The 26,810-nt window shown below is 67.9% G+C and carries 24 protein-coding genes; 21 read left to right on the forward strand and 3 right to left on the reverse strand.

What is annotated here, in order from left to right:
- The first annotated feature begins 17 nt into the window (after window positions 1-17).
- The 11 genes from DEBA_RS04480 to larC all read left to right on the forward strand — a co-directional run bounded on the left by DEBA_RS04480 (window position 18) and on the right by larC (window position 11,558).
- The gene (locus DEBA_RS04480) at window positions 18-335 is read left to right on the forward strand and encodes a DUF503 domain-containing protein (protein ID WP_050762236.1); all 318 of its coding nucleotides are present in this window, start codon (window positions 18-20) and stop codon (window positions 333-335) included.
- Entirely contained in the window at window positions 299-697 is a 399-nt protein-coding gene (gene rbfA / locus DEBA_RS04485) for a 30S ribosome-binding factor RbfA (protein WP_013257717.1), read from the forward strand. Before DEBA_RS04480 ends, rbfA begins: the two co-directional genes overlap by 37 nt.
- Window positions 690-1,646, forward strand: coding sequence for a DHH family phosphoesterase (locus DEBA_RS04490; protein WP_013257718.1), 957 nt, complete (start codon window positions 690-692; stop codon window positions 1,644-1,646). The genes rbfA and DEBA_RS04490 overlap by 8 nt, the downstream gene beginning before the upstream one ends.
- Before the next feature lie 2 nt (window positions 1,647-1,648).
- A complete protein-coding gene (gene truB / locus DEBA_RS04495) occupies window positions 1,649-2,656 on the forward strand; it encodes a tRNA pseudouridine(55) synthase TruB (protein WP_013257719.1) in 1,008 nt (335 codons plus the stop codon).
- Window positions 2,657-2,723: 67 nt separating this feature from the next.
- A complete protein-coding gene (gene rpsO / locus DEBA_RS04500) occupies window positions 2,724-3,008 on the forward strand; it encodes a 30S ribosomal protein S15 (RefSeq protein WP_043813718.1) in 285 nt (94 codons plus the stop codon).
- Window positions 3,009-3,051: 43 nt separating this feature from the next.
- The gene (pnp, locus tag DEBA_RS04505; RefSeq protein WP_013257721.1) at window positions 3,052-5,301 is read left to right on the forward strand and encodes a polyribonucleotide nucleotidyltransferase; all 2,250 of its coding nucleotides are present in this window, start codon (window positions 3,052-3,054) and stop codon (window positions 5,299-5,301) included.
- A 17-nt stretch (window positions 5,302-5,318) separates the two neighbouring features.
- On the forward strand, window positions 5,319-6,575 hold the full coding sequence (locus DEBA_RS04510) for a M16 family metallopeptidase (protein ID WP_013257722.1): 1,257 nt from the start codon (window positions 5,319-5,321) through the stop codon (window positions 6,573-6,575).
- Complete coding sequence (dut, locus tag DEBA_RS04515) at window positions 6,572-7,021, forward strand: dUTP diphosphatase (RefSeq protein WP_013257723.1); 450 nt, start codon at window positions 6,572-6,574, stop codon at window positions 7,019-7,021. Before DEBA_RS04510 ends, dut begins: the two co-directional genes overlap by 4 nt.
- On the forward strand, window positions 7,021-7,827 hold the full coding sequence (locus DEBA_RS04520; RefSeq protein WP_013257724.1) for an MBL fold metallo-hydrolase: 807 nt from the start codon (window positions 7,021-7,023) through the stop codon (window positions 7,825-7,827). Before dut ends, DEBA_RS04520 begins: the two co-directional genes overlap by 1 nt.
- Window positions 7,828-7,940: 113 nt before the next feature.
- Entirely contained in the window at window positions 7,941-10,391 is a 2,451-nt protein-coding gene (gene lon, locus DEBA_RS04525; protein ID WP_013257725.1) for an endopeptidase La, read from the forward strand.
- Between the two features lie 3 nt (window positions 10,392-10,394).
- Window positions 10,395-11,558, forward strand: a complete 1,164-nt coding sequence (larC, locus tag DEBA_RS04530; protein ID WP_013257726.1) for a nickel pincer cofactor biosynthesis protein LarC — start codon at window positions 10,395-10,397, stop codon at window positions 11,556-11,558.
- A gap of 62 nt (window positions 11,559-11,620) precedes the next feature.
- Here the strand turns inward: larC and DEBA_RS04535 are convergent, their stop codons facing one another.
- The 3 genes from DEBA_RS04535 to DEBA_RS04545 all read right to left on the reverse strand — a co-directional run bounded on the left by DEBA_RS04535 (window position 11,621) and on the right by DEBA_RS04545 (window position 13,797).
- On the reverse strand, window positions 11,621-12,004 hold the full coding sequence (locus tag DEBA_RS04535) for an Hsp20/alpha crystallin family protein (protein ID WP_013257727.1): 384 nt from the start codon (window positions 12,002-12,004) through the stop codon (window positions 11,621-11,623).
- A 15-nt stretch (window positions 12,005-12,019) separates the two neighbouring features.
- Window positions 12,020-12,481 (reverse strand): Hsp20/alpha crystallin family protein, encoded by a 462-nt coding sequence (locus tag DEBA_RS04540; protein ID WP_013257728.1) that lies wholly within the window; start codon window positions 12,479-12,481, stop codon window positions 12,020-12,022.
- Window positions 12,482-12,669: 188 nt separating this feature from the next.
- Window positions 12,670-13,797 (reverse strand): baeRF10 domain-containing protein, encoded by a 1,128-nt coding sequence (locus DEBA_RS04545; protein WP_148227783.1) that lies wholly within the window; start codon window positions 13,795-13,797, stop codon window positions 12,670-12,672.
- 396 nt (window positions 13,798-14,193) lie between these two features.
- On the opposite strand from DEBA_RS04545, the gene DEBA_RS04550 reads away from it, so the two are divergent.
- The 10 genes from DEBA_RS04550 (at window position 14,194) to DEBA_RS04595 (ending at window position 26,808) form a co-directional block, all read left to right on the forward strand.
- The gene (locus DEBA_RS04550) at window positions 14,194-15,606 is read left to right on the forward strand and encodes a sigma-54-dependent transcriptional regulator (RefSeq protein WP_013257730.1); all 1,413 of its coding nucleotides are present in this window, start codon (window positions 14,194-14,196) and stop codon (window positions 15,604-15,606) included.
- 221 nt (window positions 15,607-15,827) lie between these two features.
- Window positions 15,828-19,085, forward strand: a complete 3,258-nt coding sequence (locus DEBA_RS04555) for a tetratricopeptide repeat protein (protein ID WP_013257731.1) — start codon at window positions 15,828-15,830, stop codon at window positions 19,083-19,085.
- Between the two features lie 79 nt (window positions 19,086-19,164).
- Window positions 19,165-20,562, forward strand: coding sequence for a sigma-54-dependent transcriptional regulator (locus DEBA_RS04560; RefSeq protein WP_013257732.1), 1,398 nt, complete (start codon window positions 19,165-19,167; stop codon window positions 20,560-20,562).
- Between the two features lie 220 nt (window positions 20,563-20,782).
- Entirely contained in the window at window positions 20,783-21,184 is a 402-nt protein-coding gene (gene flgB / locus DEBA_RS04565; protein WP_013257733.1) for a flagellar basal body rod protein FlgB, read from the forward strand.
- A gap of 1 nt (window position 21,185) precedes the next feature.
- On the forward strand, window positions 21,186-21,629 hold the full coding sequence (flgC, locus tag DEBA_RS04570) for a flagellar basal body rod protein FlgC (protein WP_013257734.1): 444 nt from the start codon (window positions 21,186-21,188) through the stop codon (window positions 21,627-21,629).
- Window positions 21,630-21,644: 15 nt separating this feature from the next.
- Window positions 21,645-21,938, forward strand: a complete 294-nt coding sequence (gene fliE, locus DEBA_RS04575; RefSeq protein ID WP_013257735.1) for a flagellar hook-basal body complex protein FliE — start codon at window positions 21,645-21,647, stop codon at window positions 21,936-21,938.
- Between the two features lie 19 nt (window positions 21,939-21,957).
- Window positions 21,958-23,640, forward strand: coding sequence for a flagellar basal-body MS-ring/collar protein FliF (gene fliF / locus DEBA_RS04580; protein ID WP_013257736.1), 1,683 nt, complete (start codon window positions 21,958-21,960; stop codon window positions 23,638-23,640).
- 18 nt (window positions 23,641-23,658) lie between these two features.
- Complete coding sequence (gene fliG, locus DEBA_RS04585; RefSeq protein ID WP_013257737.1) at window positions 23,659-24,669, forward strand: flagellar motor switch protein FliG; 1,011 nt, start codon at window positions 23,659-23,661, stop codon at window positions 24,667-24,669.
- Window positions 24,662-25,492, forward strand: a complete 831-nt coding sequence (locus DEBA_RS04590) for a FliH/SctL family protein (protein ID WP_013257738.1) — start codon at window positions 24,662-24,664, stop codon at window positions 25,490-25,492. Before fliG ends, DEBA_RS04590 begins: the two co-directional genes overlap by 8 nt.
- Entirely contained in the window at window positions 25,492-26,808 is a 1,317-nt protein-coding gene (locus DEBA_RS04595; protein ID WP_013257739.1) for a FliI/YscN family ATPase, read from the forward strand. Before DEBA_RS04590 ends, DEBA_RS04595 begins: the two co-directional genes overlap by 1 nt.
- The last annotated feature ends 2 nt before the right edge of the window (window positions 26,809-26,810 follow it).

A 26,810-nucleotide genomic window follows, 5' to 3' on the forward strand; every position in this document is an offset into this window, starting at 1 on the left:
CAATGTATGTCGGGGCCATGAAACTGACCCTGCGCGCCATCGGCGCGGGCGGGCTCAAGGACAAGCGCAAGATCGTGCGCGCGATCCTCGACCGCGTCCGCGCCAAGTTCAACGCCGCCGCCAGCGAGGTCGGCGGTCAGGACTTGTGGCAACGCATCGAGCTGGGCTTGGCCGTCTGTGGCAACGATCCCGCCTTTGTCCAACGCCAATTGGACGAGATCGGCCGGTTTGTCGAGCGCCTGGGCCTGGCCGAGCTGGCCGACACGCGGGTGGAGTTGATCAACCTCAAGGAGATGACGTGGGCGCCCGGCGCACCAGACGAGTGGGCAACCTGATTTTGGCCGAGCTGGCCGAGCTTTTGCTGCGCCGGGTCAAAGACCCGCGCCTGGAGGGCCTGACGCTGACCGCCGTCGACGTCAGCCCAGATTTGCATCAGGCCAAGGTCTTTTACAGTCTGCTCGACCCCCAGCGCCAGCCCCAGGTGGAGGCCGGCTTCGCCGCGGCCGCGCCATTTTTGCGCCGCGAGCTGGCCGCGCGCCTGCGCATCAAGACCTTGCCCCGCCTGGAGGCCGTCTTTGATGGCTCGATCGTGCGCGGCTTGGCCATGGACGAACTGATCAAAAAAGCCCGCCAGGCCGACGGGGAAAGCGCGGCCGGCCAAGACGCCGCCCCCGCCGACGAGCCCGACGATGCTTGAGCGGCTGGTCTCACTGCTGGCCGAGGCGCGGCGGGTGTTTTTGGTTGCGCACCGCGAGCCCGACGGCGACGCCCTGGGCGCGACGTTGGGGCTATTGCATTTGTTGGCCGACAACGGCAAGGACGCCCTGGCCCACAGCGCCGGCCCCGTGCCCGAGGAATACGCCTTTTTGCCGGGGCTGGAGCGCCTGGGCCCGGCCGCGCCCGAGGGCGTCGATTTGGCCGTGATCCTTGACTGCCACGAGCCCGAGCGTTGCGGCGAGGCCGTGGCTCCGTTTTTGCGGGCGCTGCCCAGGGTGGCGGTTATCGATCATCACCAGGGCCGGGCCGAGTTCGGCGCGGCGATCTGGGTCGACCCGAGCTACGCGGCCACCTGCCAAATGGTCTTCGACCTGGCCGGGCGGCTGGGCTGGTCCGTGGGGCCCCGGGCGGCCACGTGCCTGTTCGTGGGTCTGCAAACCGACACGGGTTCGTTCCGTTATGGCAACACCACGCCCCAGGCCCTGCGCGCGGCCGCCGACCTGGTGCAGGCCGGGGCCGACCCCTGGGCCATCAGCCAGGAGGTCTACGCCACGCGGCCGCTGCGCCTGCGGCTGCTGGGCCGCGTGATGGAGGCCATGGAGCTTTTTGCCGACGGCCGGCTGGCCCTGGCCGTGGTCAGCCAGGCCGACCTGGACGCGCTGGGGGCCAAGCCGCAAGACCTGGAGCAGGCGGTGGAGGCCATGCGCGGGGTTCCCGGCGTGGCCGTGGCGGCGCTGATCAAACAAACCGGCCCCGACCAGTGCAAGCTCAGCCTGCGCTCGCGGGGGGGGCTGGACGTGGCGGCCGTGGCCGCCGGTCTGGGCGGCGGGGGCCATCGCAACGCCGCCGGCGCGCGCCTGGCCATGGACTTGGCCTCTGCCCGGACGCTGGTGGCCGAATTGCTCGAGCCTTTGGCCGCGGCGCTGTAGGCATGGGTCGCCGCCGCAAGGTCAAGGCGCTGTTGCGGCGCTCGGGGGTGCTGGTGGTCGACAAGCCCGCCGGGCCCACCAGCCACGACTTGGTCAACGCCCTGCGCCGGCGTTTTCGGCCCGAGCGCCTGGGCCACACCGGCACCTTGGACCCCTTTGCCACGGGCGTGCTGGTGCTGGTGTTCAATCAGGCCACCAGGCTAAGCGACCTGCTGGGCGGCGGGCCCAAGGCCTACGAGGCCGAGTTGGTTCTGGGCCGGGCCACCGACACCGGCGACGTCACCGGCCGGGTGATCGAGCAGGCCGCGGCGCCCGCGCTGGAGTGGGCCCAGGCCGAGGCCGCCGTGGCCGCCCTGGTGGGCCAGCGCATGCAGAGCCCGCCGGCCTACTCGGCGGCCAAGCACGAGGGCAAGCCGCTTTATGCCTACGCCCGCGCCGGGAAAATAGTGGAAAAGCCGGCCCGGCCCATTACAATTTATGATGCGCGCCTGCTGGGCCTGGAGGCGGGGCTTTTGCGCTTCGCCGTGCAATGCTCGCGGGGGGCCTACGTGCGGGTGCTGGGCGAGGATCTGGCGCGGGCGCTGGGCGCGCCGGGCTGCTTGAGCGGCCTGCGCCGCGTGGCCTCGTGGCCCTTTGGCCTGGACGAAGCCCACGGCCTGGAGGACGCGCTGGCCTGGTCGCCGGAGGAGCTGGAGTGCCAGATGCTCGGCCTGGATCAGGCCCTGGCGCGGGCCGGGCTGCCCACGGTGACGCTCGACGACCACGCCGCCTGGCGCCTTGGCCAGGGCCAGCAACTGCCGGCCGAGTCGCTCCTGGCCCCCGGCCAGGGGTTGGACCAGGCCAGTGGGCCGTTCATGGCCCGTGACGCCGCCGGCGGGCTGGTGGCGGTGCTGCGCTGGCTGGAGCCGGAGGCGCGCGCCGAGCGGGCCTACGAAACAATCAGGGTTTTTCCCGCGGAAACGGATCCGCGGGTGGAAATGACATCTGCGTCGGCCCTCGGGGCCGAGTAGCCTGGGGCGGGGGGTGGTCCCCCGCTGGCTGGGCCGCAGACGTGGGGCAATCGAGCCCACATCCCATATGGAGGTAAGGAAAGTGGTTCTGACGACCGAAGGAAAACGCGAGCTCATCAGCAAATTCGCCCGTTCCGAGGCGGACACCGGTTCCCCGGAGGTGCAGGTGGCCCTGTTGAGCGAGCGCATCAAATATCTCACCGAGCACTTCAAGACCCACAAGAAAGACCATCACAGCCGCAGGGGTCTGCTGAAACTCGTCGGTCAGCGCCGTCGTTTGCTCAACTACCTCAAGCACAAGGATATCGAGCGCTATCGCAGCGTGATCAAGGAACTTGGCATCCGCAAGTAAAGGCCCGCCGCCCCTTACGGCGCGGTGGCGATTGAGAGAAGGTATGTATAAAAAGGTAGCTACCACCATCGGCGGCCGCGAGTTCGTCATCGAGACGGGCAAGATCGCCAAACAGGCCTCGGGCGCGGTTTGGGTGCAATACGGCGAGACGGTGGTTCTGGTCACCGTCGTCGGCGACACCAACGTGCGCGAGGGCATCGACTTTTTGCCCCTGACGGTGGATTATCAGGAGATGTCCTACGCGGCCGGCCGCATCCCGGGCAACTTCTTCCGCCGCGAGATCGGCCGGCCCAGCGAGAAAGAAACGCTGACCAGCCGCCTGATCGACCGGCCCGTCCGGCCCCGCATGAACAAAGGCTGGACGTTCGAAACCCAGATCATAGCCACGGTCATGAGCGTCGACCGGGTCAACGAGCCCGACGTCATGGCCATGACCGGCGCGTCCGCCGCCCTGATGGTCAGCGACGTGCCCTTTGACGGGCCCATCGCCGGCGTGCGCGTGGGCCGGGTCGACGGCCAGTTGGTGCTCAACCCCACCGCCGAGCAGATCGAAAAATCCGACCTGGAGCTTCTGGTGGCCGGCAGCCGCGACGCGGTGTGCATGGTCGAGGGCGGTTCGTTGATGCTGGGCGAGGACGAGATCCTCGAGGCCATCTGGTTCGGCCACGCCGGGCTGCAACCCCTGCTGGACATCCAGGAGGAGCTGGCCGCCGCCGTGGGCAAGCCCGACCGCGAGTTCACCCCGCCGGCCAGCGACGATCACGAACTGACCGCCCTGGTGGCCCAGGCCGCCCAGAGCGCCGAGCCCAGCCTGGCCGAGGTGCTCAGCACCAAGCCCAAGCTGGAGCGCTACGCCAAGAAGCGCTTGCTCAAAAAGGCCGTGCTGGCGGCCATGGGCGAGGCCGCCGCTGGCCGCGAGGGTCAGGTCAAGGAGGCCGTCGAGCACCTCATCGCCGAGGGCATGCGCACGGCCATCCTCGAAGAAGGCCGCCGCATCGACGGCCGCACGGTCACCGAAGTGCGGCCCATCGACTGCGAAGTGGGCGTGTTGCCGCGCACCCACGGCTCGGCCCTGTTCACCCGTGGCGAGACCCAGGCCCTGGTCGTGGCCACCCTGGGCACCGCCGGCGACGAGCAGCGCATCGAGTCGGTCACCGAAGGCGACGTGTTCCGTCATTTCTTGCTGCACTACAACTTCCCGCCCTACAGCGTGGGCGAGGCCAAGCGCCTGGGCGGCCCCAACCGCCGTGAGCTTGGTCACGGCGCGCTGGCCCGGCGGGCGGTCGAGAAGATCCTGCCGGCCAAGGAGGACTTCCCCTACTGCCTGCGGTGCGTCAGCGAGATCACCGAGAGCAACGGCTCGTCGTCGATGGCCTCGGTCTGCGGCTCTTCGATGGCCCTGATGGACGCCGGCGTGCCGGTGTCGGAGGCCGTGGCCGGCGTGGCCATGGGCCTGATCAAAGAGGGCGACAAGATGGTCGTGCTCACCGACATCATGGGCGACGAGGACCACCTGGGCGACATGGACTTCAAGGTGGCCGGTTCGGCGCGGGGCATCAGCGCCGTGCAGATGGACATCAAGATCAGCGGCATCTCCAAGGAGATCATGGGCCAGGCCCTCAAGCAGGCCCGCGAGGGTCGCTTGCACATTTTGGGCGAGATGCAAAAGGCCATCGACAACCCCCGCCAGGAGATCAGCATCCTGGCCCCGCGCATCACCACCATCCACGTGCCGGTCGAGCGCATCAAGGACATCATCGGGCCCGGCGGCAAAGTCATCCGCGGCATCCAGATGGAGACCGAGGCGCGCATCGACATCGACGACGACGGCACCGTGCGGGTGGCGGCGGTGGACGGCGCGGCCAGCCTCCGGGCGGTCGAGATGATCAAAGAGCTGATCCAGGAGGTCGAGGAAAACGCCGTCTACGAAGGCAAGGTCGTGCGGATCATGGACTTCGGCGCTTTTGTCGAGATCCTGCCCGGCCGCGACGGCCTGATCCACATCAGCGAGTTGGACCACACCAGGGTCCGCGCGGTGACCGACGTGATCAAGGAAGGCGACGTGGTGCAGGTCAAGGTGCTGGGCATCGACGACCGGGGCAAGATCCGCCTCAGCCGCAAGGCCCTGTTGCCGATCCCCGAAGGCGGCGTGCCCGCCCCCGAGGGCGACGACGACCGCCCGCGCTACGACGGGCCGCCGCGCGGCGACCGCCCCCGTGGCGACCGTGGGCCCAGGGAGCGCAACGACCGCAACCGCGGCGACCGTGACCGCGGCCGGCGCGACAACCGCTAGACAAGCCGGAGCAAGCCGTGGCCGCCAAAACGGTCCTGGATAACGGCGTGCGTCTGCTCAGTGAAAAACTGCCCCAGGCCTACTCGGTGACGGTGGGCCTGTGGGTGGAGGTGGGCTCCCGCGATGAGCCCACCTCGCTGGGCGGCGTCAGCCATTTCATCGAGCACATGGCCTTCAAGGGCACCGGGCGCCGCAGCGCCCTCGACATCGCCCGCGAAATCGACCGCCTGGGCGGTCACGCCAACGCCTTCACCGGCAAGGAAAACACCTGCTTCCACGCCAAGGCCCTGGCCGAAAACATGGCCGAGCTTTGCGATATCCTCTGCGACATCATGCTGCGCCCGGCCTACGACCCCGTCGAGCTGGAGCGCGAGCGCCAGGTGATCCTGCAAGAGATCAGCTTTGTCGACGATTCGCCCGACGAGCTGGTTCACGTGCTGTTTTGCCAGCGCTTCTGGCCCGATCACGCCCTGGGCCGGCCCATCCTGGGCTCCGAGGAGAGCGTGGCCGGCCTGGGCCGCCAGGCCATGCTCGACTACATGGAGCAAAACTATTCGCCGGCCAACCTGGTCGTTTCGGCCGTGGGCGACATCGATCACGGCCGCCTGGAGGGCCTGCTGGGCGACGTGCTGGGCGCGCTGCCGGCGCGGCCCAAGCGGGCCCCGCGCCAGGCCCCGGTCGTGAGCCCGGGGCTGTTGATCGCCCCGCGCGAGCTGGAGCAGGTGCAGGTGGCCATCGGCGCGCCGGCCCCGGCCACGGCCGCGCCGGACCGTTTCGCGGCGGCGGTGCTCAATTCGATCCTGGGCGGCAGCATGAGCTCGCGCCTGTTCCAGGAAGTGCGTGAACGGCGCGGCCTGGCCTATTCCATCTATTCCTATCTCAGCTCCTATTCCGACGCCGGCATGCTGGGCGTGTCCATGGGCGTGGCCCCGGAAAAGGCCGCCGAGGCCGTGGCCGTGGTTCTGGACGAAATGGAGCGCGTGGGCCAAGCCGGCGCGGTCTCCCACGAAGAGCTGACCCACGCCAAGGATCACCTGAAAGGCTCGATCCTGCTATCGGCCGAAAACCCCGAAAGCCGCATGAGCCGCCTGGCGCGCAACGAGTTTTCCTTTGGCCGTCACGTGCCCATGGACGAGGTCATCGCCCGGCTGGAGGCCGTGGAGATCGAGCAGGTCCGCGACCTGGCCCGGCATAACCTGGGCCGCGACAAACTGGGCCTGACCATCCTGGGCGCGGTGGACGAAACGGCCCTGGCCAAGGAGATCGGCCTGTGAGCCAGCCGCTGGTGGAGGTGATGGTCCTGTCCCACGGCCGGGGCCTGGCCCTGCCGGCCTACCAGACGGCGCTATCGGCCGGGCTGGACCTGCCGGCGGCGCTGGACGAGCCCCTGACCATCCAGCCAGGCCAGATCGCCATCGTGCCCACGGGCCTGGCCCTGGCCATCCCGGCCGGCTGGGAGGGCCAGGTGCGGCCGCGCTCGGGCCTGGCCATCGGCAAGGGCCTGACCGTGGTCAACGCCCCCGGCACCATCGACGCCGACTATCGCGGCGAACTCAAGGTGGGCCTGATCAACCTGGGCTCGGCCGCGGTGACCATCCAGCGCGGCGAGCGCGTGGCCCAGTTGATCATCGCTCCGGTGGCCCGGGCGACGCTGCGGGTGGTGGATGATTTGCCCGAGACCGCGCGGGGCGCGGGCGGCTTCGGCCACACGGGAGCGTGATGAGCCTGCGGTTTTGCGTGCTGGCCAGCGGCTCCAAGGGCAACGCCACCTATATCGAGGGCGACGGCGGGGCCATCCTCGTCGACGCGGGGCTCTCGGCCCGGGAACTGCAACGGCGCATGGCGATGGCCGAACTGGACCCCGGCGAGATCCAGGCCGTGGTGCTGACCCACGAACACGGCGATCACTGCCGGGGCGTGCGCGTGCTTGCGCGGCGCCTGGGCGTGCCGGTGCTGGCCACGCCCAAAACCTGGGCCCAGGTCCAAGACAAAAAAGGCGTGGCCTTCGAGCCGATCCAGGCCGGCCAGGCCCTGGAGTATTGCGGCCTGCACCTCCAGCCGTTTTCCGTCTCCCACGACGCCGCCGACCCCATCGGCCTGACCATCGGTTGCGGCGGGGCGCGGCTGGGCCTGTGCACCGATCTGGGCGTGGCCACCAAGCTGGTGCAGACCCGCCTGGGCGGCTGCCACGCCTTGATCCTGGAGGCCAACCACGACCCCGAGATGCTCAGCCAGGGCCCTTATCCGCCGTGGCTCAAGCAGCGCGTGCGCTCGCGGGTGGGCCACCTTTCCAACCACGACAGCGCCCAACTGCTCACCGAACTTATGCATGTCGGCCTGGGCCAAGTGGTGCTGGCCCATCTGTCCGAGACCAACAACTTTCCCGAACTGGCCCGCCGCGCCGCCGAAGGGGTGGTGCGTTGGGCCGGCCTGAATACCCGCGTGGAAGTGGCCGCCCAGGGTGAACCCACGCCGGTGCTGGAGGTCGAGCCGCGCGGGCGGGCCTTCGCCGAAGCGCTCAACTGACGGCGCGGCCGATTTTGTGGGCCTGTTGACAGGATAATTGTTTTTGCTAGGATGAAGCGCCCCTGATGGCGCGAACGCCTTTTGGCCCGGCCCTGGCCGGGGAGAGGACATTGATGGATCGCCACGACGACCTTTTCGACGAGGCCCCGCTGGAGCCCGATGAGCTTGTGGAAGAGGAGAATCTGCCCGACAAGCTGCCGCTTTTGCCGGTGCGCGACGTGGTGGTCTTTCCCTACATGATCCTGCCGCTGTTCGTGGCCCGCGACGGCTCGGTGGCCGCGGTGGAGGCGGCCATGGCCCGCGACCAGATGATCATGCTGGTGGCCCAGCGCGATCAGGCCGTCGAACAGCCCGAGCCGGGCGACCTGTTCGAGATCGGCTGCGTGGGCATGATCATGCGTCAGCTCAAGATGCCCGACGGCCGCATCAAGATCCTCGTCCAGGGCTTGACCCGGGCGCGGGTCTCCTCGTGGGAGCGCCACGCCCCCTACCTGGAGGTGGGCATCGAGGCCCTGGCCGAGGAAAAAGAGCGCGAGGGCGAGCAGAGCCCCGAGGTCGAGGCCCTCATCCGCAACGTGCGCGAGGCCAGCGAAAAGATTCTTTCGCTGCGCGGGCTGCTGTCCTCGGACGTGGTGGCCATTCTCAACTCGGTGGAGACGCCGGGCCGCCTGGCCGACATGGTGGCCAGCAACCTGCGGCTGCGCATCGACAAGGCTCAGGAAATACTGGAGGAAATGGACCCAGCCGGCCGCCTGGCCCTGGTCCATGGCCATCTGGGCAAGGAGGTGGAGGTCTCCACGATCCAGGCCCAGATTCAGTCCGAGGCCCAGGAGGAAATCTCCAAGACCCAGCGCGAATATTATCTGCGCGAGCAGATCAGGGCCATTCGCCGCGAGCTGGGCGACGGCGAGGACCGCGCCGCCGAGCTGTTCGAACTGCGCCAGACCATCCTTGACATGCGCATGCCCCAGGATGTGCGCGAGGAGTCGCTCAAGCAACTTTCGCGCCTGGAGAACATGCAGCCCGAGTCGGCCGAGGCCACCGTCATTCGCACCTACCTGGACTGGGTGGTCGAGCTGCCCTGGCAGAAATCCACCCGCGACAAGCTCGACATCGCCAAGGCCAAGGCCATCCTCGACGAAGACCACTACGATCTGGCCAAGGTCAAGGACCGCATCCTCGAACAGCTCTCGGTGCGCAAGCTAAACCCCCGCGGCAAGGGGCCGATCATCTGTTTCATCGGCCCGCCCGGCGTGGGCAAGACCTCCCTGGGCCGCTCCATCGCCAGGGCCATGGGCCGCAAGTTCGTGCGTCTGTCGCTGGGCGGCGTGCGCGACGAGGCCGAGATTCGCGGCCATCGCCGCACCTACATCGGGGCCATGCCCGGGCGCATCCTCCAGGGCCTCAAGCAGGCCGGCAGCAACAACCCGGTGTTCATGATCGACGAGGTGGACAAGGTCGGCTCGGACTATCGCGGCGACCCCACCTCGGCCCTGCTGGAGGTGCTCGACCCCGAGCAGAACAACGCCTTTTCCGATCACTACCTCAACTTGCCATTCGACCTTTCCAAGGTCATGTTCATCACCACCGCCAACGTCGAGGACACCATCCCCGAGCCGCTGCTGGACCGCATGGAGGTCATCGAGCTGCCCGGCTACACCGACGACGAGAAGGTGCAGATCGCCCGCAAGCATCTCATCGACCGCCAGCTGAAAGAGACCGGCCTGTGGCGGCGCAAGGTGCGCATCAGCGACGGGGCGATCCTGGAGATCATCCGCAATTACACCCGCGAGGCCGGCCTGCGCAGCCTCGAGCGCGAACTGGGGGCGATCCTGCGCAAGATCGCCCGCCAAGTGGCCGAGGGCAAGGCCGGGGCGCTGAGCGTCAACGCGGCGGCGGTGCAGAAATACCTGGGCGTGCGCAAATATCTGCCCGAGGACGATCGCGGCGAGGGCGAAGTGGGCGTGGCCACCGGCCTGGCCTGGACCTCGGCCGGCGGCGAGGTGCTGCGCGTGGAGGTGGCCATCCTCGATGGCAAGGGCAACCTGACCAGCACCGGCTCGCTGGGCGAGGTGATGAGCGAGTCGGCCCAGGCGGCCCTTTCCTACGTGCGCGGCCGGGCGGGCGCGTTCGGCCTGAAAAAAGACTTTTACGAGCATCTGGACATCCACTTGCACGTGCCCAGCGGGGCCATCCCCAAGGACGGGCCCAGCGCCGGCGTGACCATCTGCACGGCCATGGTCAGCGCGCTGACGGGCGTGCCGGTGCGCGAGGACGTGGCCATGACCGGCGAGATCACCCTCACCGGCAAGGTGCTGCCCATTGGCGGGCTGAAGGAAAAGACGCTGGCGGCGCTGCGCATGGGCCTCAAGACGGTGATCGTGCCGGCCAAAAACCACAAGGAGCTGGCCGAGATACCGCTGAAGGTCTCACGCGGGCTCAAGCTCGTTCAGGTTGAGCACATGGACCAGATTCTGGAGTTGGCCCTGGCCGGCAAGCCTCGCAAAAAGCGCGTCGCCCCGGCCAAAGGCAAGGCCAGGCCAGCGGCGGCCGGGGAGAATTGACCAATGCCCAACGTGCTTTACATCGACGCCTGCGGCGGCGCTTCCGGCGACATGCTGGCCGGGGCGCTCCTGGACCTGGGCTGGCCCCTGGATGAGTTGCGCGCCCTGGCCGCGGCCATGGGTCTGGCCGACACGCGCCTGGAGGCCAAGGTCGTCGAGCACAACCATCTGCGGGCCCTGCGTCTGGAGGTGGACTGCGCCGAAAAACAGCCGCATCGCCATCTGCGCCACGTCTTGGAGCACCTGGACAGGCTGCCCGCCGACGTGGCCGAGGCCGCCGGTCGGGTCTTTCGGCGTCTGGCCGAGGCCGAGGCCAGGGTTCATGGCATCGAGGTCGAACGGGTGCATTTTCACGAGGTGGGCGCGGTCGACGCCATCATCGACGTGACGGCCTTTTGCGCTGGCCTGGCCTGGCTGGGTTGGCCCCGGCTGGTCTGTTCGCCGCTGCCCCTGGGCCAGGGTTTCGTGGACTGCGCCCACGGCCGGCTGCCCTTGCCGGCCCCGGCGGTGCTGAACCTGCTGGGCGGCGTGCCGGTGCGGCCCTGGCCCGCCGAGGAAGAGACCGTCACCCCCACCGGCGCGGCGTTGCTTTCCACGCTGGCCCACCAGTTTGGGCCGCTGCCGGCCATGCGCCTGGAGGCGGTGGGCGTTGGCGGCGGCTCGCGCCAGGGCCAGTGCGGGCCCAACATCGCGCGCCTGCTGACGGGCCAGGAGGACGACGGGGTGCTGCGCGACGAGCTGGTGGAGATCGTCTGCCACATCGACGACATGCAACCCGAGGACATACCCCTGGCCATCGCCCGGCTGATGAGCGCCGGCGCCCTCGACGCGGCGGCCGCGCCGCTACAGATGAAAAAAGGCCGGCCCGGCTGGCGTTTCATTGTTTTGGCCCGGCCCGAGCAGGCCGAGGAACTGGCCGCCCTGGTCCTGGAGCAGACAACGACCCTGGGCGTGCGTTTGCGACGCATGGGCCGCATGATCCTGCCGCGCCGCGTGATCGAGGTGCAAAGCCCCTGGGGCCAGGCCCGGATCAAGGTCTCGTCGACCAGCCAGGGCCCTCGCCTGCACCCCGAGGCCGACGACGTGGCGGCCATCGCCCAGCGCACGGGGCTGGCCCCGGCCAAGGTGCGCCAGGAACTGACCGCCCTGGCCGCGGCCCAGCTCTAAAAAAACGCGCGCCGCCAAAGCGCGGGGCCTTGACGGCGCTTGGTTGGTGGCCGGCGGGGGCTTTAGGCCTGGCTGACCTGGATCTTGCGCGGCATGGCCTTGGCCGCCTTGGGCAGGCGCAGGGTCAACTGGCCGTTTTTCAGCTCGGCGCTGATCGCTTGGCGGTCAATGGCCTCGTTGATGGTGAACTGGCGCAGATAGCGGCCCAGTTGATATTCGCGCAGGAGCGGCTCGCCCTCGGCCTCGCCGTTGGCCCCGCCCTGTAGGCGCAGCACGTCGTTTTCCAGGTCGATGGCCAGTTCGTCGGCCTTGACGCCGGGCAGATCGGCCAGCACCACCAGCATCTCGTCGGTCTCATAGATATCCACCGGCGGCTGGAACACGGGCGCGGGCCTGGTTTGCTCGGCGCTGACGTCGGTGGCGGCGTTTTTTTCCAGCATGGTCATGGCTCATCCTCCCTTCTAGGCCGCGTTTACGGAGATTTTCTTGGGCAGGGCCGCGGCGGCCTTGGGCAGGATGATGGTCAGGACGCCGTCGGTCAGCTTGGCCGAAACACGCTCCGCGTCCACCTCGTCGGGCAGGCCCAGCATGCGGTTGAACTTGGGGTAGGCCCGCTCGCGCCGGTGGAACTTGGCCCCTTCGGGCAGCTCGGGCGGCTTGCGTTCGCCCTTGATGCCCACGTTTTTACCCACCACCGAGATATCCACGTCCTCGGCGGCCACGCCGGGCAACTCGGCGGTGACGATGAATTTGTCCTCGGCCTGGCTGATGTTGACCAGCGGAAACACGCCGGCGGAGGGTAATCCAGCGACTTCGCCGGAAATGGCCCCCAACAGCCGGCCCATTTCCTGACGCAGGCGGTCCACCTCGGACAACGCGCCACGCCAAGAACCATATGGATTGAAAATCCTGGTCGTCAACATGCGCTTTCCTCCTTTTTTCAGCCATGATCTCTCGGGCCGCCTGGCGTCGGCCCGGTGCTTTACGTTCTAGAAAAAAAATAGGCACGGGCTTTTCCCGCGCAAGCCCGCGCCGCCAAAAAAATGTCGTGCGTCGTTTGGCCGGCGGCGCGGCCCCTGCCGGGTGGGGTCGCGCCGCCGGGGCGTCGGTTCTAGGAGTAGCGCAGCATGGCCGCGACGCCGCCCATGTCGTCGAGGATGGAGTCTTCGGCCACCTGCTCCAGGCGCGCGCCCGAGGCCAGGGCCCGGGCCACGGCCAGGTTGACCACATCGGCGACGGCGGTCATTTTCTGGCCGCAGATGGGGCAGGGCTCGGCCACGTGACGCAGCCGGCCGCAGGCCGGGCAGACGCCGCCGGCGGCGCGGTAGCCCCGCTTGACCACCAGCGTGCGCACCTGGCCCTCGTAGACGCTGGCCAGCACCTGGTTGAGGCCGGTGGCCACCTTGCCGCCGGGGCCCAGGTTTTCGGACATGGTCCGCAACAGGTCGTGTTGGCGAACTCGGCGGGCCTTTTCTTGAACCTCGGCGATGTGCTGGGCCACCTGGCCGGCCGGCGCGCCGCAGTCGGCGACGAACGATCCGGCCAGGAGTTTGGCCAACTCGGGCGGCAGTTGGGCGGCGAACTCGTCGGCGGCCTGGCGCGCGCCGCCGACGATGAGTTGCTGGCAGTCCAGCTCGTGGCACAGGTTTTTGACGATGGCGGTGACGGCCTTGTGAAAGCGGGCCGCGGCCTGGTCTTCCCAGCGGCCGACCTGGTTGTCGCCGGCGCGACCCTGGCCGCCGTCGCGTTCGAAAACGCCTTCCTCGGCGCTGAGTTGGGTCAGCTCCAGCTCCCTGACCTCGCCCAGATAGCCGAAAAACAGCCGCGCGGCCTTGCGGTCGATGAGCACGGTCAGGCTGCGGCGGTGGTCCGAGGCCAGGGCCGCCAGGGGCCGGATGTAGGGCGCGGGGCCGACCTCGAGCATGTTGGGCACGGGCGCGGCCAGGGCGTAGGCCTGGAACATGCCGGATTTGCTGGAAGAAAATACGGCCAAGCCTCGGCCGTGATCCGCTGGCAACTCCTCGACATGGCGCATTATCGCTTGACGGTCGGCGGCCAGATCGTCCCATTGGCCGGCCGCGCCGTTGCCTTGCAGCTGTTTCTCGGCGCGTTTGATCATCTCGCCCATGGCCAGGCCGCGGGCGTCGCGCAGGCCGTCCAGGCTCAGGTAGAGGCTGACAATGCCGTGGGGATGGGCGTCCAACTGGGCAAGGTGGCGCAGGGTCGTTGCGTCAAGCATCTGGTGCTCCTCCTTGAATAAAATGGGGACGACGCGGCTCGCCGGGCGCGAACCGGTGGGCAAGAAGCGGTCGCCGGCCGCGTGATGGGGGGAAGGGCGCGGCGCTGGGCCGCTGGCGGTCGGGGCCTGGCCCGGCCAGATGGAGGCTCCGCCCGGCGCTGGGCGGATCATGACGCCTCCCGTCAAAAGGATGGTGTGGGGCAAACCCCTTCATATTTTTAGGTTATCGCCGCCGTTGGCCAGGGTCAAGGGCCGGTTGGCCGGGCGCCGATTATTTTTTCGCGCCTGGGCCGGCCGGGGCAATCAAGAGCTTGCAAGACGAGATGATTGTTCATAAACTACAAGCTGCGTCGAAAAAATGACGCAGCTTGCCGCCAAGGGTTGGCCGAGGACAGCATGAAGAAAAACGAAAACCGTGGCGCGGCGTTGGTGGTTGACGAGGGGCCGGATCGCTTCAGCGTCTGGCAGGAAGCCTTGGTCGAGCGGGGCTTCAACTTTCATGGCGTGGCTTCGCCCGACGAGGCCGTGCCCATGGCCGACCAGCATTATTTTGACCTGATGTTCGTGCGCGAAACCATCGCCGGGCGACCCACCGACGAGCTTCTGGCCAGACTGCTGGACATGATGCCCGAGAGCGTGGCCACGGTGCTGGCCGACGACGAGTCGGTGGACCGCGCCGTGCGGGCCATGCGTCTGGGCGCGTTCAACTATATCCGCGCGCCCCGGCGCAAGGAAGAGGCCTTGGGCCCCCTGGAGGAGGCCCTGGAGTACCGCCGCCTGCGCCGCGACGGGGCCCTGCGCCGCCGCCAACTGAACCAAAAATACGACGTGGACAACATCGTCGGGGCCAGCCAGGCCATGCAGGATGTCTTCCGGCTGATCCACAAGGTGGCTCGCGCCGACTCGACGGTGCTGATCCTGGGCGAAAGCGGCACGGGCAAGGAACTGGTGGCTCGGGCCATCCACCATCAGTCTCGGCGGGCGGATCGACCGTTGGTGCCGGTCAACTGCGGGGCCATTCCCGAGGATCTGCTGGAAAGCGAGCTGTTCGGCCACGAAAAGGGCGCCTTCACCGGCGCGATCAAGACCCGCGCCGGCCGTTTTGAACTGGCCGAGGGCGGCACGATATTCCTCGATGAAGTCGGTGACATGTCGCCGCAGTTGCAGGTCAAGCTGCTGCGCGTGCTACAGGAGCACCAGTTCGAGCGCGTCGGCGGCGGCAAGACCATCGACGCCGACATCCGCGTCTTGGCGGCCACCAACCGCGACCTGCGCGAGATGGTCGCCACCGGCCGCTTTCGCGAAGACCTTTATTATCGCCTCAACGTGGTGCCCATCCGCGTGCCGCCCCTGCGCCAGCGCCGTAGCGACATCCCCCTGCTTTGCGGGCATTTCATCCAGCGGCTCAGCCGGCAAAAGGGCCTGGAGCCGCGGACGATCCACCCCGAGGTCATGGGTCGCCTGATGCGCTACGCCTGGCCGGGCAACGTGCGCGAGTTGGAAAACATGCTGGAGCGCATGTGCATTTTGGCTGATGGCGAGGTCATCGGTCTGGATGACCTGCCCGTTCGCCTGGCCGCCCTGGAGCCGGGGCCGCCGCCCGACGAGCCCGAGCGCCCCGCCGAGCACCAACTGCCGCTCGACGGCCTGGATTTCAACGAGGCGGTGGATTCCTTCGAGCGCGCCCTGATCGTTCAGGCCCTGGAGCGCACCAACTGGGTCAAAAACCAGGCCGCGGCCCTGCTGCGCCTCAATCGCACCACGCTGGTGGAAAAGATCAAGAAAAAGGGCATCAAGTGCGACGAATGATGGCGTCGAAATTTTGACGACGCTGGGCGGCCCGGCCAGACGCCGGCTCGGCCTGATAATTAGGCCATATTATTCGGCAAGATAGCCGCGTTACACGCCGCCGCTCGCTTTGGCGCGCCGCTTGCAGCGCCCCATGCCAGGCCCCGCCAGGGGCGTTTGGCCATTTTGCCCCGACGCGGGCTTTCGCGGGGAGTCGCCTTATCAAGCATCGTGGCCCGCATATGTTTTTTGCCTTGGCGCTGGTGGCGCTGGCGTTTAGCGCCTGGCCGGCGGCGGCCGCGCGCCTGACCGACGTGTCGGTGACCCAGAGCGGCGGGGCGACCAGGCTGGTGCTGCGCGCCGACGGGCCGTTGCGCTTTCAACTCGACCTCACCGGCCCCGAATCCATCGAGATAGCCCTGGCCGAGACGATCATGGCCGCTGAACTGCCCGCCGTGCCCCAGGGCCTGATCGGCGACATCGGCCTCGACCGCCGGGGCGACGACCTGGTGTTGGCGGTGCGCTTCAGCCAGCCAGGGGTGACGGTGCTGCCGATCTACGACGCCCCGGCCAAGCGCCTGACCATCGAGTTGGGCGGTCGGCCCGGTCAGGAAGAACGCCTGGCCCCGCCGCCAGAGCCCGAACCGAGCGCCACGCCCGCGCCAACCGCCGAACCAGCCGCCACGCCCACGCCGCCGACCCAGGTCGCGCCGGCGGCGGCCACCGCGCCGTTGGTGCGGGCCGTGCGCGTGGTCAGCCACGACGGCTTCACGCGGGTGGCGCTGTTGGCCGACGGGCCCATCGAGGCGTCTTTTCAGGCCGAGGGCCAGGTGGGCTGGCTGCGCCTGAAACGAGGCGGCCTGGCCCCGGACGCTAGCTGGGACAGGCCCGACAGGCGCGTGCTGGGCCTGGGCGTCATCGGCCGCCAGCCCCTGGTGCTGCGCCTGCAACTGGCCCGGCCGGCGGTGCGTCACCGCCTGTTCGCCGCCGAGGATGGCCGTAGCGCCGTGTTGGACCTGGACCTGGACGGCCCGCCGCCGGCCGCCAGCACCCGCCAGCCCATGCCCGCGCCGCCGGCCGCGGCCGAACCGACGCCGGAACCGACCGCCACGCCCACGGCGAGCCCGCCGCCGCCCGCGCCCGAGGCCAGCGCGCCCACGGCAAGCCCGGCACCGCCCGCGCCCGAGGCGCCGAAAACGGCCCTTGCCGGCCCCGTCACGCCCGCGCCGACGCCGGGCTTTTCGGCCCGGATGGAACTGCGCGCCCAGCACCTGGCTCGCAACATGCCGGCCCTGGCCGCCGTGGCCACCATCGACCGCCGCGAACCCTATCTGGCCCGTGGGCCCATGCCGCCCATGCCCACGCCGCCGGCCCTGGCCCGGCCGCGCCAGACGGCCACGGCCCAACCCGGCCCCACCCCCGGACCGCCTCAAGACGCGGCCCAGGTGCTGGCGGCGATCAAAAACGCCCAGCAAGCCGCGCCGGCCCAGCCATCGACGCCAGCCAGCCAGCCAGCGCCGGCCAGCCAGGCCACGCCCGCGCCGCCGACCGCCGCGCAAGAGGCCGACCGCCAGCGTCAGATTGCCGACGCCCTGCTCAGCCGTGGCCGCTCCGCCCTGGAGGAGCGCGACTACAACCAGGCGCTGTTGGCCTTTCAGGAGCTGATGGACCGCTTCCCCAAGGATCAGGCCGTCGGTGAGGCCATGTTTCGCTTCGCCGATGCTTTTTATTACGAAAATGAACGCAAGATGGCCGCCAAGTTCCACGACGTGATGTTCAACTATCAGCGGGCCATCGACCTCCACCCCCAGTCGGACCAAGTGCCCTGGGCCCTGCTGATGATGGGCAAGGCCAGCATGGCCTTTGGCGAGCCCTTCCGGGGCATGGGCTATTTCGAAATCGTCATCAACGATTACCCCAAGAGCCCCTACGTGCCCCTGGCCCTGGTCAACCGCGGCGGCGCCTTCCAGGAGCAGGGCAAGTTCGCCATGGCCGTGGCCGAATACGAGCGCGTCCTGGCCAGCTATCCCCAAAGCGACTATCGCGTCGACGCCCAATGGGGCCTGGCCAAGGCCTATTTCGGCATGGCCCGCTTTCGTGCGGCCAGCGACGTTCTGCTGGAAATGGCCAAGGAAAACCCGCAGATGCATCTGCAAAACCCGGAGTTGCTCTATTACCTTGGCGAGGCTGAATTCCAACTGCGCGACTACAACAAGGCCCGTTTCTATTTCCTGTGGGCCCTCAATATCCGCCCCGACATGCGCGACGGCGACATCATCCTCACCCGCGTCGGCGACTCCTACGGCTACCAGGGCCAGGACCGCGCCGCCCGCGAGATCTACGCCCAGGTCATCGACATGTACCCCGATACCGACGGGGCGCTGGTGGCGCGCATCCGCCTGGCCGAATCGCCGGAAAAGGATATCGAGCACCCCTGGGACATCTTCCAGGTCAAGGCCGACCTGGACGCCTACCGCACCTACAAGGAGATCGCCGATAAATACGCCGACCGTCAGGTGGGCCAGTTGGCCAAGGTCAAGCTGGCGGTCTATCACTACAAGAAAAACGAGTTCGTCAAGGCCATCGACACCCTGGAAAAATTCTTGCAGCTAAACCCCAACACGCCTTTCCGGCCCGAGGTGGACTACACCATGAACCTGGCGGCCATCGGGCTGCTGGAGGGCCTGCGCGCCGAAAACAAGCCCATGGAGCTGATGGACGCCTATTTGCGCAACCGCGTCCTGTTGACCAGACCCAACAGCAACCAGATGCTTTCGCTTTTGGCCTGGGCCTACGAATCCACCGGGCTCTACGACCGGGCGGCCGGGCTCTACAAGGTGCTGGCCAGCCGAGGCATGGTCGACTCCAAGATCTGGCTGGCCTGGGCCGAGAACCTGGCCAAGAGCGGCCAGACCAAGGAGGCCGTGGGCGTGCTGGAAGATATCGACACGGCCAATCTCAAGGGCCCCGAGATCACCCGCGTGCGGTCGCTTCTGGGGCGCATGCTCTGCCTGGATGGCCAATATGAAAAGGCGGCCAAGGCGCTGCAAGAGCTGATCAAGGGCAGCCCCAACCACGGCGGGGCCGAGGCCGATTACCGGGCCTTGGGCCAATCGCTGGCCGCCCTGAATCGCCCGGCCGAGGCCTTGCCGGCCTTCGAGAAGGCCATCGCGTTGTTGACGCCCATGCAAGGGCCCGAGATCGACCTGGAGCGCTATCTGCTGGCCATGGAGGCCGGGGCGGCGGCGGTGGCCAGCGGCAAGCTCGACCTGGGCGTGACCCACTTCGCCACCGCCGAAAGCCTGGCCCAGAGCCCGGCCGACAAGGCCCAGGCCATGTACGAGCTTTCGCGGACCTATGGTCGCCTGGGCCAGAGCAAGCGCATGACCGAGGTGCTAAACGACCTGGCCAAGATGGACCTGACGCCGTGGTCGGAGATGGCCAAGGGCGCGCTCAACGACCAAAAGCTCTCCAAGCGCTTGCTTCAGATGGGGAAATAGTGATTTGCTCTTGTGCTATACTCGGAGGCGGGGCAAAATCAGCCTGCTGCGCTAACCCATTGCTGGCCGGAAGCCGTTGATGTCCAGAGACGAAGGCAAAAACATCCTGGTGGTCGACGACGACCAAGATCTGTGCAAGGATCTGGCCGGCTACCTCACGCGGGCCGGGCACCAGGTCAAGGTCGGCTTGGACGGGGCCGAGGCCTTGCTGGCCCTGGACGACGGCCGGCCCTTCGATCTGGTCATCACCGGCCTCAACCTGCCCCGGGCCGGGGGCATGGATATCCTGCGGGCGGTCAAGGGCCGCCAGCCGGCCACGCCGGTGGTGATCCTGACCCAGACCGGCTCGGTGCGCCACGCCGTCGAGGCCATGAAAGAGGGCGCGGCCGATTTTCTGCTCAAGCCCGTCACCGTCGAGCTGATGGAAGAACTGGCCCAGCGCATGCTGCGGCCCAAGAGTCCAGCCAAGGCCGGCAAGGGCCAGCGCCAGATCGTCACCCAGGACATGCGCATGCAAAAGCTCCTGGAGATGGCCCGGGCCGTGGCCGACAGTCGGGCCACGGTGCTCATCAGCGGCGAAAGCGGCACCGGCAAGGAGCTTTTCGCCCGCTATCTGCACGACAACTCCTCGCGCCGCGGCGGGCCTTTCGTGGCCGTCAACTGCGCCAGCCTCCCCGATGGCCTGCTGGAGAGTGAGCTGTTCGGCCACGAAAAGGGCGCCTTCACCGGGGCCGTGGCCCGCAAGCCCGGCCGTTTCGAACTGGCCAACGAGGGCACCATCCTGCTCGACGAGATCAGCGAGATGGCCGTGGGCCTCCAGGCCAAGCTGCTGCGCGTGCTGCAAGAGGGCGAGATCGACCGGGTGGGCGGCAAACGGCCCGTGCCGGTGGACGTGCGCGTGGTGGCCACCACCAACCGCGACCTGAAGGAGCATATCGCCAAGGGCGAGTTCCGCGAGGATCTTTACTATCGCCTCAACGTGATCCCGCTGCGCATCCCGCCGCTGCGCCAGCGGCCGGGCGACATCCTGCCCCTGGCCCAGCACTTCCTGGCCCAGTTCGCCGCCGAGAACAACCGCCCGGCCTTGACCCTGGGACCAGAGGCCCAGCGCATGATCCTGGCCCACCAGTGGCCGGGCAACGTGCGCGAGCTGCAAAACACCATGGAGCGAGCGGTGCTGCTGGCCCAGGGCGAGGTCGTCGGGCCGGCGGCGCTGCTGTTCGAGGATCAACTGGCGGGCTTTGCCGAGGGCCTGGGCTTTGCCGAGCCGCCGGTCGAGCAGCCGCTCCCCTTTGAGGCCGAGGCCGGCCCCATCCCCACCCTGCGCGACGCCGAGCGCAGCCTGATCATGCGCGCCCTGGACGACACCGAGGGCAACCGCACCCACGCCGCCAAGATGCTGGGCATCAGCGTGCGCACGCTGCGCAACAAACTCAACGAGTACAAACTCAAGCACGGCATGGACGCCACGCCGTGATCTTGACGCGGCCCGGCAAGTCTCGCCCGGCAGTCAAATAATTGGCGCGCCTTTCACCGGGTCGGACCTGGCGGGGCTTGGGCCGGCCCAGCGGGCCCAAGGCGCGAAAGATGCTGGCCCTTTGGCCGCCCGGCCAGCTTGGGGCGCGCGCGTTCGACGTTTGGCATATCGCTTGCATGGTTGTTGGCAAACATCCGACGCGCACCGTCAGGAGAGGCCAATGTCCATCGTCGATATTTTCGATCGCAACGTCGAGTTGCTCAACGCCAACCTGGACCGCCGCGCCCAGAGCCACCGGCTGATCGCCCGCAACGTCTCCAACATCGACACGCCAAACTATAGCGGCACCGGCCTGGAGTTTGAAAAACAACTGCGCGCGGCCATCAAGGGCGACGTGTTGCCCACCAGCATGCAACGCACCGACCCGCGGCACCTGCCCATCGACGAAGGGGCCGCCTTCGCCGACGCCCAAGGCGTCTACAAGGACACCGGCCCGGTGCACCTGGACATCGAAATGAGCAAGCTGGCCGAGAACAACATCATGTTCAACACCATGGTCACCCTGCTCAACAAGAAATTCTCGCTGCTCAAGACGGCCATCGCCGATTCGGGAGGCAAGTAGCATGGACTTCGTCACATCCATGGAGATCAGCGCCAGCGGCCTGAGCGCCCAGCGCACGCGGCTCAACATCATCAGCCAGAACCTGGCCAACGCCGAGACCACCCGCACCGCCGAGGGCGGGCCTTATCGCCGGCGGGTGACCGTCATGTCGGCCCAGCCCTTTGTCTCGCACCTGGAGCAGGCCATCGATTCGCCGCCTCAGCAGCAAGACCCGCGCAAGGGCGTGCTGGTCAACGAGATCGCCCAGGACAACTCGCCCTTCAAGAAGGTCCACGACCCCAGTCACCCCGACGCCGACGCCGATGGTTACGTGCTCTACCCCAACGTGGACGTGGTCACCGAGATGGTCAACCTCATCAGCGCCACCCGTTCCTACGAGGCCAACGTCTCGGCGGTGGGCGCCAGCAAGAACATGGCCCTCAAGGCCCTGGAAATCGCCCGCTAGCCCAAGGAGTGAGTCATGAGCGTCGGCCCGATCAAACCCCTCGTCGGCATGGTTACCGGCACGCCCGGCTTCCAGGATCCCAAGGCCCAGGGCGGCTTCGCCGACACCCTCAAGCAGGCTGTCAACGAGGTGGAACAGATGCACCAGACAGCCGAAAACTCGGTGCAGGACCTGGCCACCGGCAGCCGCAAGACCCTGCACCAGACCATGATCGACGTGGAAAAGGCCGACATCGCCTTTCGCATGCTCATGGGCGTGCGCGGCAAGATGATCGGCGCCTACCAGGAAATCTGGCGGATGAATTTCTAGCCCGAGGGGACCGACAGCCATGGCCGACAATACGCCCAAGAAAAGCCCCGAAACCGCCGCCGCGCGCATCGACGACGAGGGCGCATCGCCCCAAAGCGGCGGGGTGGCCGGCATCATCCGCGATATGCCCACCGGCCGCAAGGTGGCCATGCTGGGCCTGGCCGCCCTGGCCGCCGCCAGCCTGGTGGCCGTCTTCCTGTGGCTGAACCAGCCCGACTATCAGACGCTCTTTTCCGGGCTTTCGCAGCAGGACGCCTCGCAGGTGGTCAACCAGCTCAAGGACATGAAGCTCGACTACAAGCTGGAGTCTGGCGGCACGACCATCCTGGTGCCCGAGGAGAGCGTCTACGAGGCGCGCCTGACCCTGGCCAGCGCCGGCTTGCCCCGAGGCACGGCCGGCGTGGGTTTCGAGGTGTTCAACGAAGTGCAGATGGGCGCCACCGATTTCGTGCAGCGCATCAATTATCAGCGGGCCTTGCAGGGTGAACTGGCCCGGACGATCAGCAGCTTCGGCGAGGTCGAGGACGCCCGGGTGCACATCGTTTTGCCCCGCGAGTCGCTGTTTGTCGAGGACGAAAAGAAGCCCAGCGCCGCGGTGGTGGTGCGCCTGGCCCGCGGCCAGAGCCTCAGCGCCGGCCAGATCGCCGGCGTGGTCCACTTGGTGGCCGGCTCGGTGCCCGACCTGACCGACGACCGCGTGACCATCGTCGACACAAACGGCAACCTGCTCTATCGCAAGGACGTCGACACCGCCGATTTCCCGGCCGCCCTCACCGCCAGCCAGCTCGATTACCAGAAGAACCTGGAGCGCGGCTTCGTGGCCAAGGTGCAGTCCATGCTCGAGGAGGTGCTGGGGCCGGGCCGGGCGGTGGTGCGCGTCAACGCCGACATCGATTTCACCCGCACCTCCACCACCCAGGATCTTTTCGACCCCGACCAGGTGGCCGTGCGCTCCGAGACCAGGGCCAGCGACAAGAGCATCAACAGCGGCAACATGCCCATCGGCTCGCCCGATCAGCGCTTCACCCTGGCCGAGGCCAACGCCAATCCCGAGGAAGGTCAGAACCAGAGCAAGACCGACACCGAAAACGAGACCACCAACTACGAGATCAGCCGCACCCAGAAGCAGGTGCAGAAGGCCATCGGCGGCCTGCAGCGTCTGACCGTGGCCGTGATGATCGACGGGCCCTACAAGGACGCCGCCGACGCCGAGGGCAACACCACCCGTTCCTTCGCCCCGCGCAGCGCCGAGGAGATGCAGCAGCTCACCGAACTGGTGCGCCGGGCCGTGGGCTACGACGCCCAGCGCGGCGATCAGGTCACCCTGGCCAACATTCCCTTCCAACTGCCCGTCGGAACCGATGACATGGGCGTGATGACGTGGGAAGATTATCTCAAGCAGTGGGGCAAGCCGGCGCTCAACATCATCCTGGCCCTGCTGTTCTTCCTGCTGGTGATCCGCCCGGCGCTGAAGATGGCCTCGCGCTACGTCAACGCCCGCAGCGAGTTGGCCGCCGCCACCCGCCGCGTGGGCCCCGGCGAGGAGCTGCCCGGCGGCGGCATGGACGAACAGGCCGCCGCCCTGGCCGAATCGGCCATGAGCCGCAAGATCGGCGTGCGCGACCAGATCCTGCTGGTGGCCCAGCAAGACCCGGAACGGGCCACCGCCGCCCTCAGGGGCTGGATCCACGAGACCGAATAGCATCCGAGGAGATCGACAATGGCCGTGGGAGACAAACTGACCGGCGTGCAGAAAACAGCCATCGTCCTGGCTTCGCTGGGCGAGCAGTTCGCGGCCGAGATCTTCAAGCAGATGGACGAGGAGGAGATTCGTCAGGTCGGCCTGGCCATGAGCAAGCTCAACCAGGTCGACGCCAAGGTGGTCGACGCGGTGCTGATGGAGTTTCTGGAAAAGCTTCGCGGCGACTCGGGACCGCTGGTCGGCGGCAGCAAGACCGCCCAGCGCGCCTTGGCCCTGGCCATGGGCGAGGACGCCGCCCGCGACATCATCGCCGACATGGAGCGCTCCATCGAGCCGGTGCCCTTCGAGCGGGTCAAGACCGTCGACAGCAAGACCCTGGCCAGCTTCATCAAGAGCGAACACCCCCAGACCATCGCCGTGATCCTCTCGCACCTGCCGCAGATGAAGGCCGCCGAAGTGCTGCGCGAGTTCCCCGAAAACCTGCAGTACGACGTGGTGCTGCGCATCAGCAACCTGGATGTGATCCCGCCGGGCATCATCGAGGAGATCGACGCCGTGCTGCAGCGCGAGATCGTCAGCACCGAGGGCGCCGAGGCCAAGCAACTCGGCGGCGTCGAGGCCGTGGCCGAGCTTCTCAACAACGTCGACAAGGCCACCGAGGAGCACATCTTCGGCCGCCTGGAGGAAGACGACCCCGAGATGGCCGAAAAGATCCGCCAACTCATGTTCGTCTTCGAGGATCTGATCAACGTCGACGACCGGGGCATCCGCACCCTGCTCAAGGAGGTGCGCAACGAGGATCTCACCGTGGCCCTCAAGACCTCCAGCGAGGATCTGCGCGCCAAGATTCTGGGCAACGTCAGCGAACGCGCCGCGGCCATGATCCAGGAAGACCTGGAGGTGATGGGCCCGGTGCGGCTGTCGGAGGTGGAGCAGTCGCAGCAAAAGATCATCCAGATCGCCCGTCGCCTGGAAAAAGAAGGCAAGATCGCCATCGGCGGCAAGGGCGGGGAGGACGTCCTTGTCTAAGGCCGAGTCCGATAGCCAAGTGCGCGATTTCAGCCTGGGCGAGTTCCAGGCCGGCCGCAAACCGGCTCCCCGGCCGGCCGGGGACACGGCCTTTCACCCCGGTCAGTTCGAGCCGCTCAACCTGGGCCAACCCGAGGAAGACCCCCGCGAGCGGGCCCAGCGTCAGGCCAAACAGATGGTCGACGAGGCCAACGCCCAGGTGGCCCAGGCCAAGAAAGACGTCGAGCGCATCCGGGCCCAGGCCTACGAGGAGGGCTACAAGCAGGGCCAGCAGGAAGGCCACGCCGCCAGTCAGGCGCGCATCGAGGCGGCCATGAGCAACCTGGAGGCCGCGGCCACGGCCCTGGCCAGGGCCAAGGCCAACGTGCTGGCCCACATGGAGCGCGAGATCGTGGCCCTGGTCCAGGCGGCGGTGGACGGCGTGTTCCTGAGCGTTGACGCCATGCCGGCCAAACTGCTGCGCCAGGTGGTCGGCCGGGCCGTGGCCCAAATCGGCGAGTCGGAACGCCTGACCATCCATTGCAGCGCCGCCGACGCCGAGACCCTGCGCGAGTTTCGGCCCCAGTTGCTCGACGCCATCGCCAGCCTGGCCCAGGTTGACTTGAACGTCCGCGACGATCTGCGCCCCGGCGATTGCCTGGTCGAAAGCCCCGAAACCATGGTCGACGCCACCCTGCAAACCCGCCGCCAGGCCATCCTGGCCCAGTTGGAGCAGACCCTGCGCCAGGGCCCGCCCCTGGACTTGGCCGGCCTGGCCGACCAGCCGCCGGCCGCGCCAGCCGCCGACTGGGCCGCCGCCGGCGATCCTGGCGAGGACTGGTGATGGGCGCGCCTTCCCTGGGCCGCTATTGCGACCAACTGCGGGCCTGTCAGCCGCTGACCGTTTTGGGCCGCGTCAGCCAGGTGGTGGGCCTGGTGGCCGAGGTGCGGGGCCTGGAGTTGCCCGTGGGGGCCAGCGTTTTTCTGCATCTGGATGAAGGCCCGGTGCTGGGCGAGGTGGTGGGCTTCAAGGGCCAGGGCGTGCAGATCATGCCCTACGCCGACACTCGCGGCCTGCGGCCGGGCTGCCTGGTCTCCAGCGCCGGCGGCGCGGGCCTGGTCAAGGTGGGCCAGGCCCTGCTGGGCCGCGTGCTCGACGGCCTGGGCAACCCCGTCGACGGCGGGCCCATGCCCGAGTGGGATCAATTATATCCGCTCTATCGCCAGGCGCCCTCGGCCATGGGCCGGCCGCGCATCAGCCAGCCGGTGGACGTGGGGGTAAAGGTCATCAACGCCCTGCTGACCCTGGGCAAGGGCCAGCGCATCGGCATCTTCGCCGGCTCGGGCGTGGGCAAATCCACCCTGATGAGCATGATCGCCCGCCACACCCAGGCCGACATCAGCGTCATCGGCCTGGTGGGCGAGCGCGGCCGCGAGCTGCGCGAATTCATCGAGCGCGATCTTGGCCCCGAAGGCCTGGCCCGCAGCGTGGTCATCGTGGCCACCAGCGATCAGCCGGCCCTGGTGCGCATGCGCGCGGCCTATCTGGCCACGGCCGTGGCCGAGTATTTCCGCGACCAGAGCCGCGACGTCATCTTGATGATGGACTCGGTGACCCGTTTCGCCATGGCCGGCCGCGAGGTGGGCCTGAGCATCGGCGAGCCGCCCACCACCAAGGGCTACACGCCAAGCGTTTTCGCCCAATTGCCGCGCCTGCTGGAGCGGGCCGGCACCAGCGAGGGCGGCGGCTCGATCACTGGCATCTACACCGTTTTGGTCGAGGGCGACGACGTCACCGAGCCGGTGGCCGACGCCATGCGCTCGATCCTCGACGGCCACTTCGTGTTGACCCGGGCCCTGGCCGACCGTGGCCACTACCCGGCCATCGAGCTGTTGGGCTCCATCAGCCGTTTGGCCCGCGACATCAATCCGCCCGAGGTGACCACCGCCGCGCGCCGGCTCACCGAGTTGCTGGCCGCCTATCGCCGCAACGAGGATCTGATCAACATCGGGGCCTACGCCGATGGCTCCAACCCGGTAATCGACCGGGCCATCCGCATGATGGAGCGCATCAACAAGTTTCTGACCCAGCCCGTGGAAAAAGGCGTCGACATCACCGCCAGCCGCCGCGAACTGGTCCAACTGATGGCCCAGAAGTAGCC

Origin of the sequence: Desulfarculus baarsii DSM 2075 (genome assembly GCF_000143965.1) — a bacterium.
In the GTDB taxonomy this organism is placed as follows: domain Bacteria; phylum Desulfobacterota; class Desulfarculia; order Desulfarculales; family Desulfarculaceae; genus Desulfarculus; species Desulfarculus baarsii.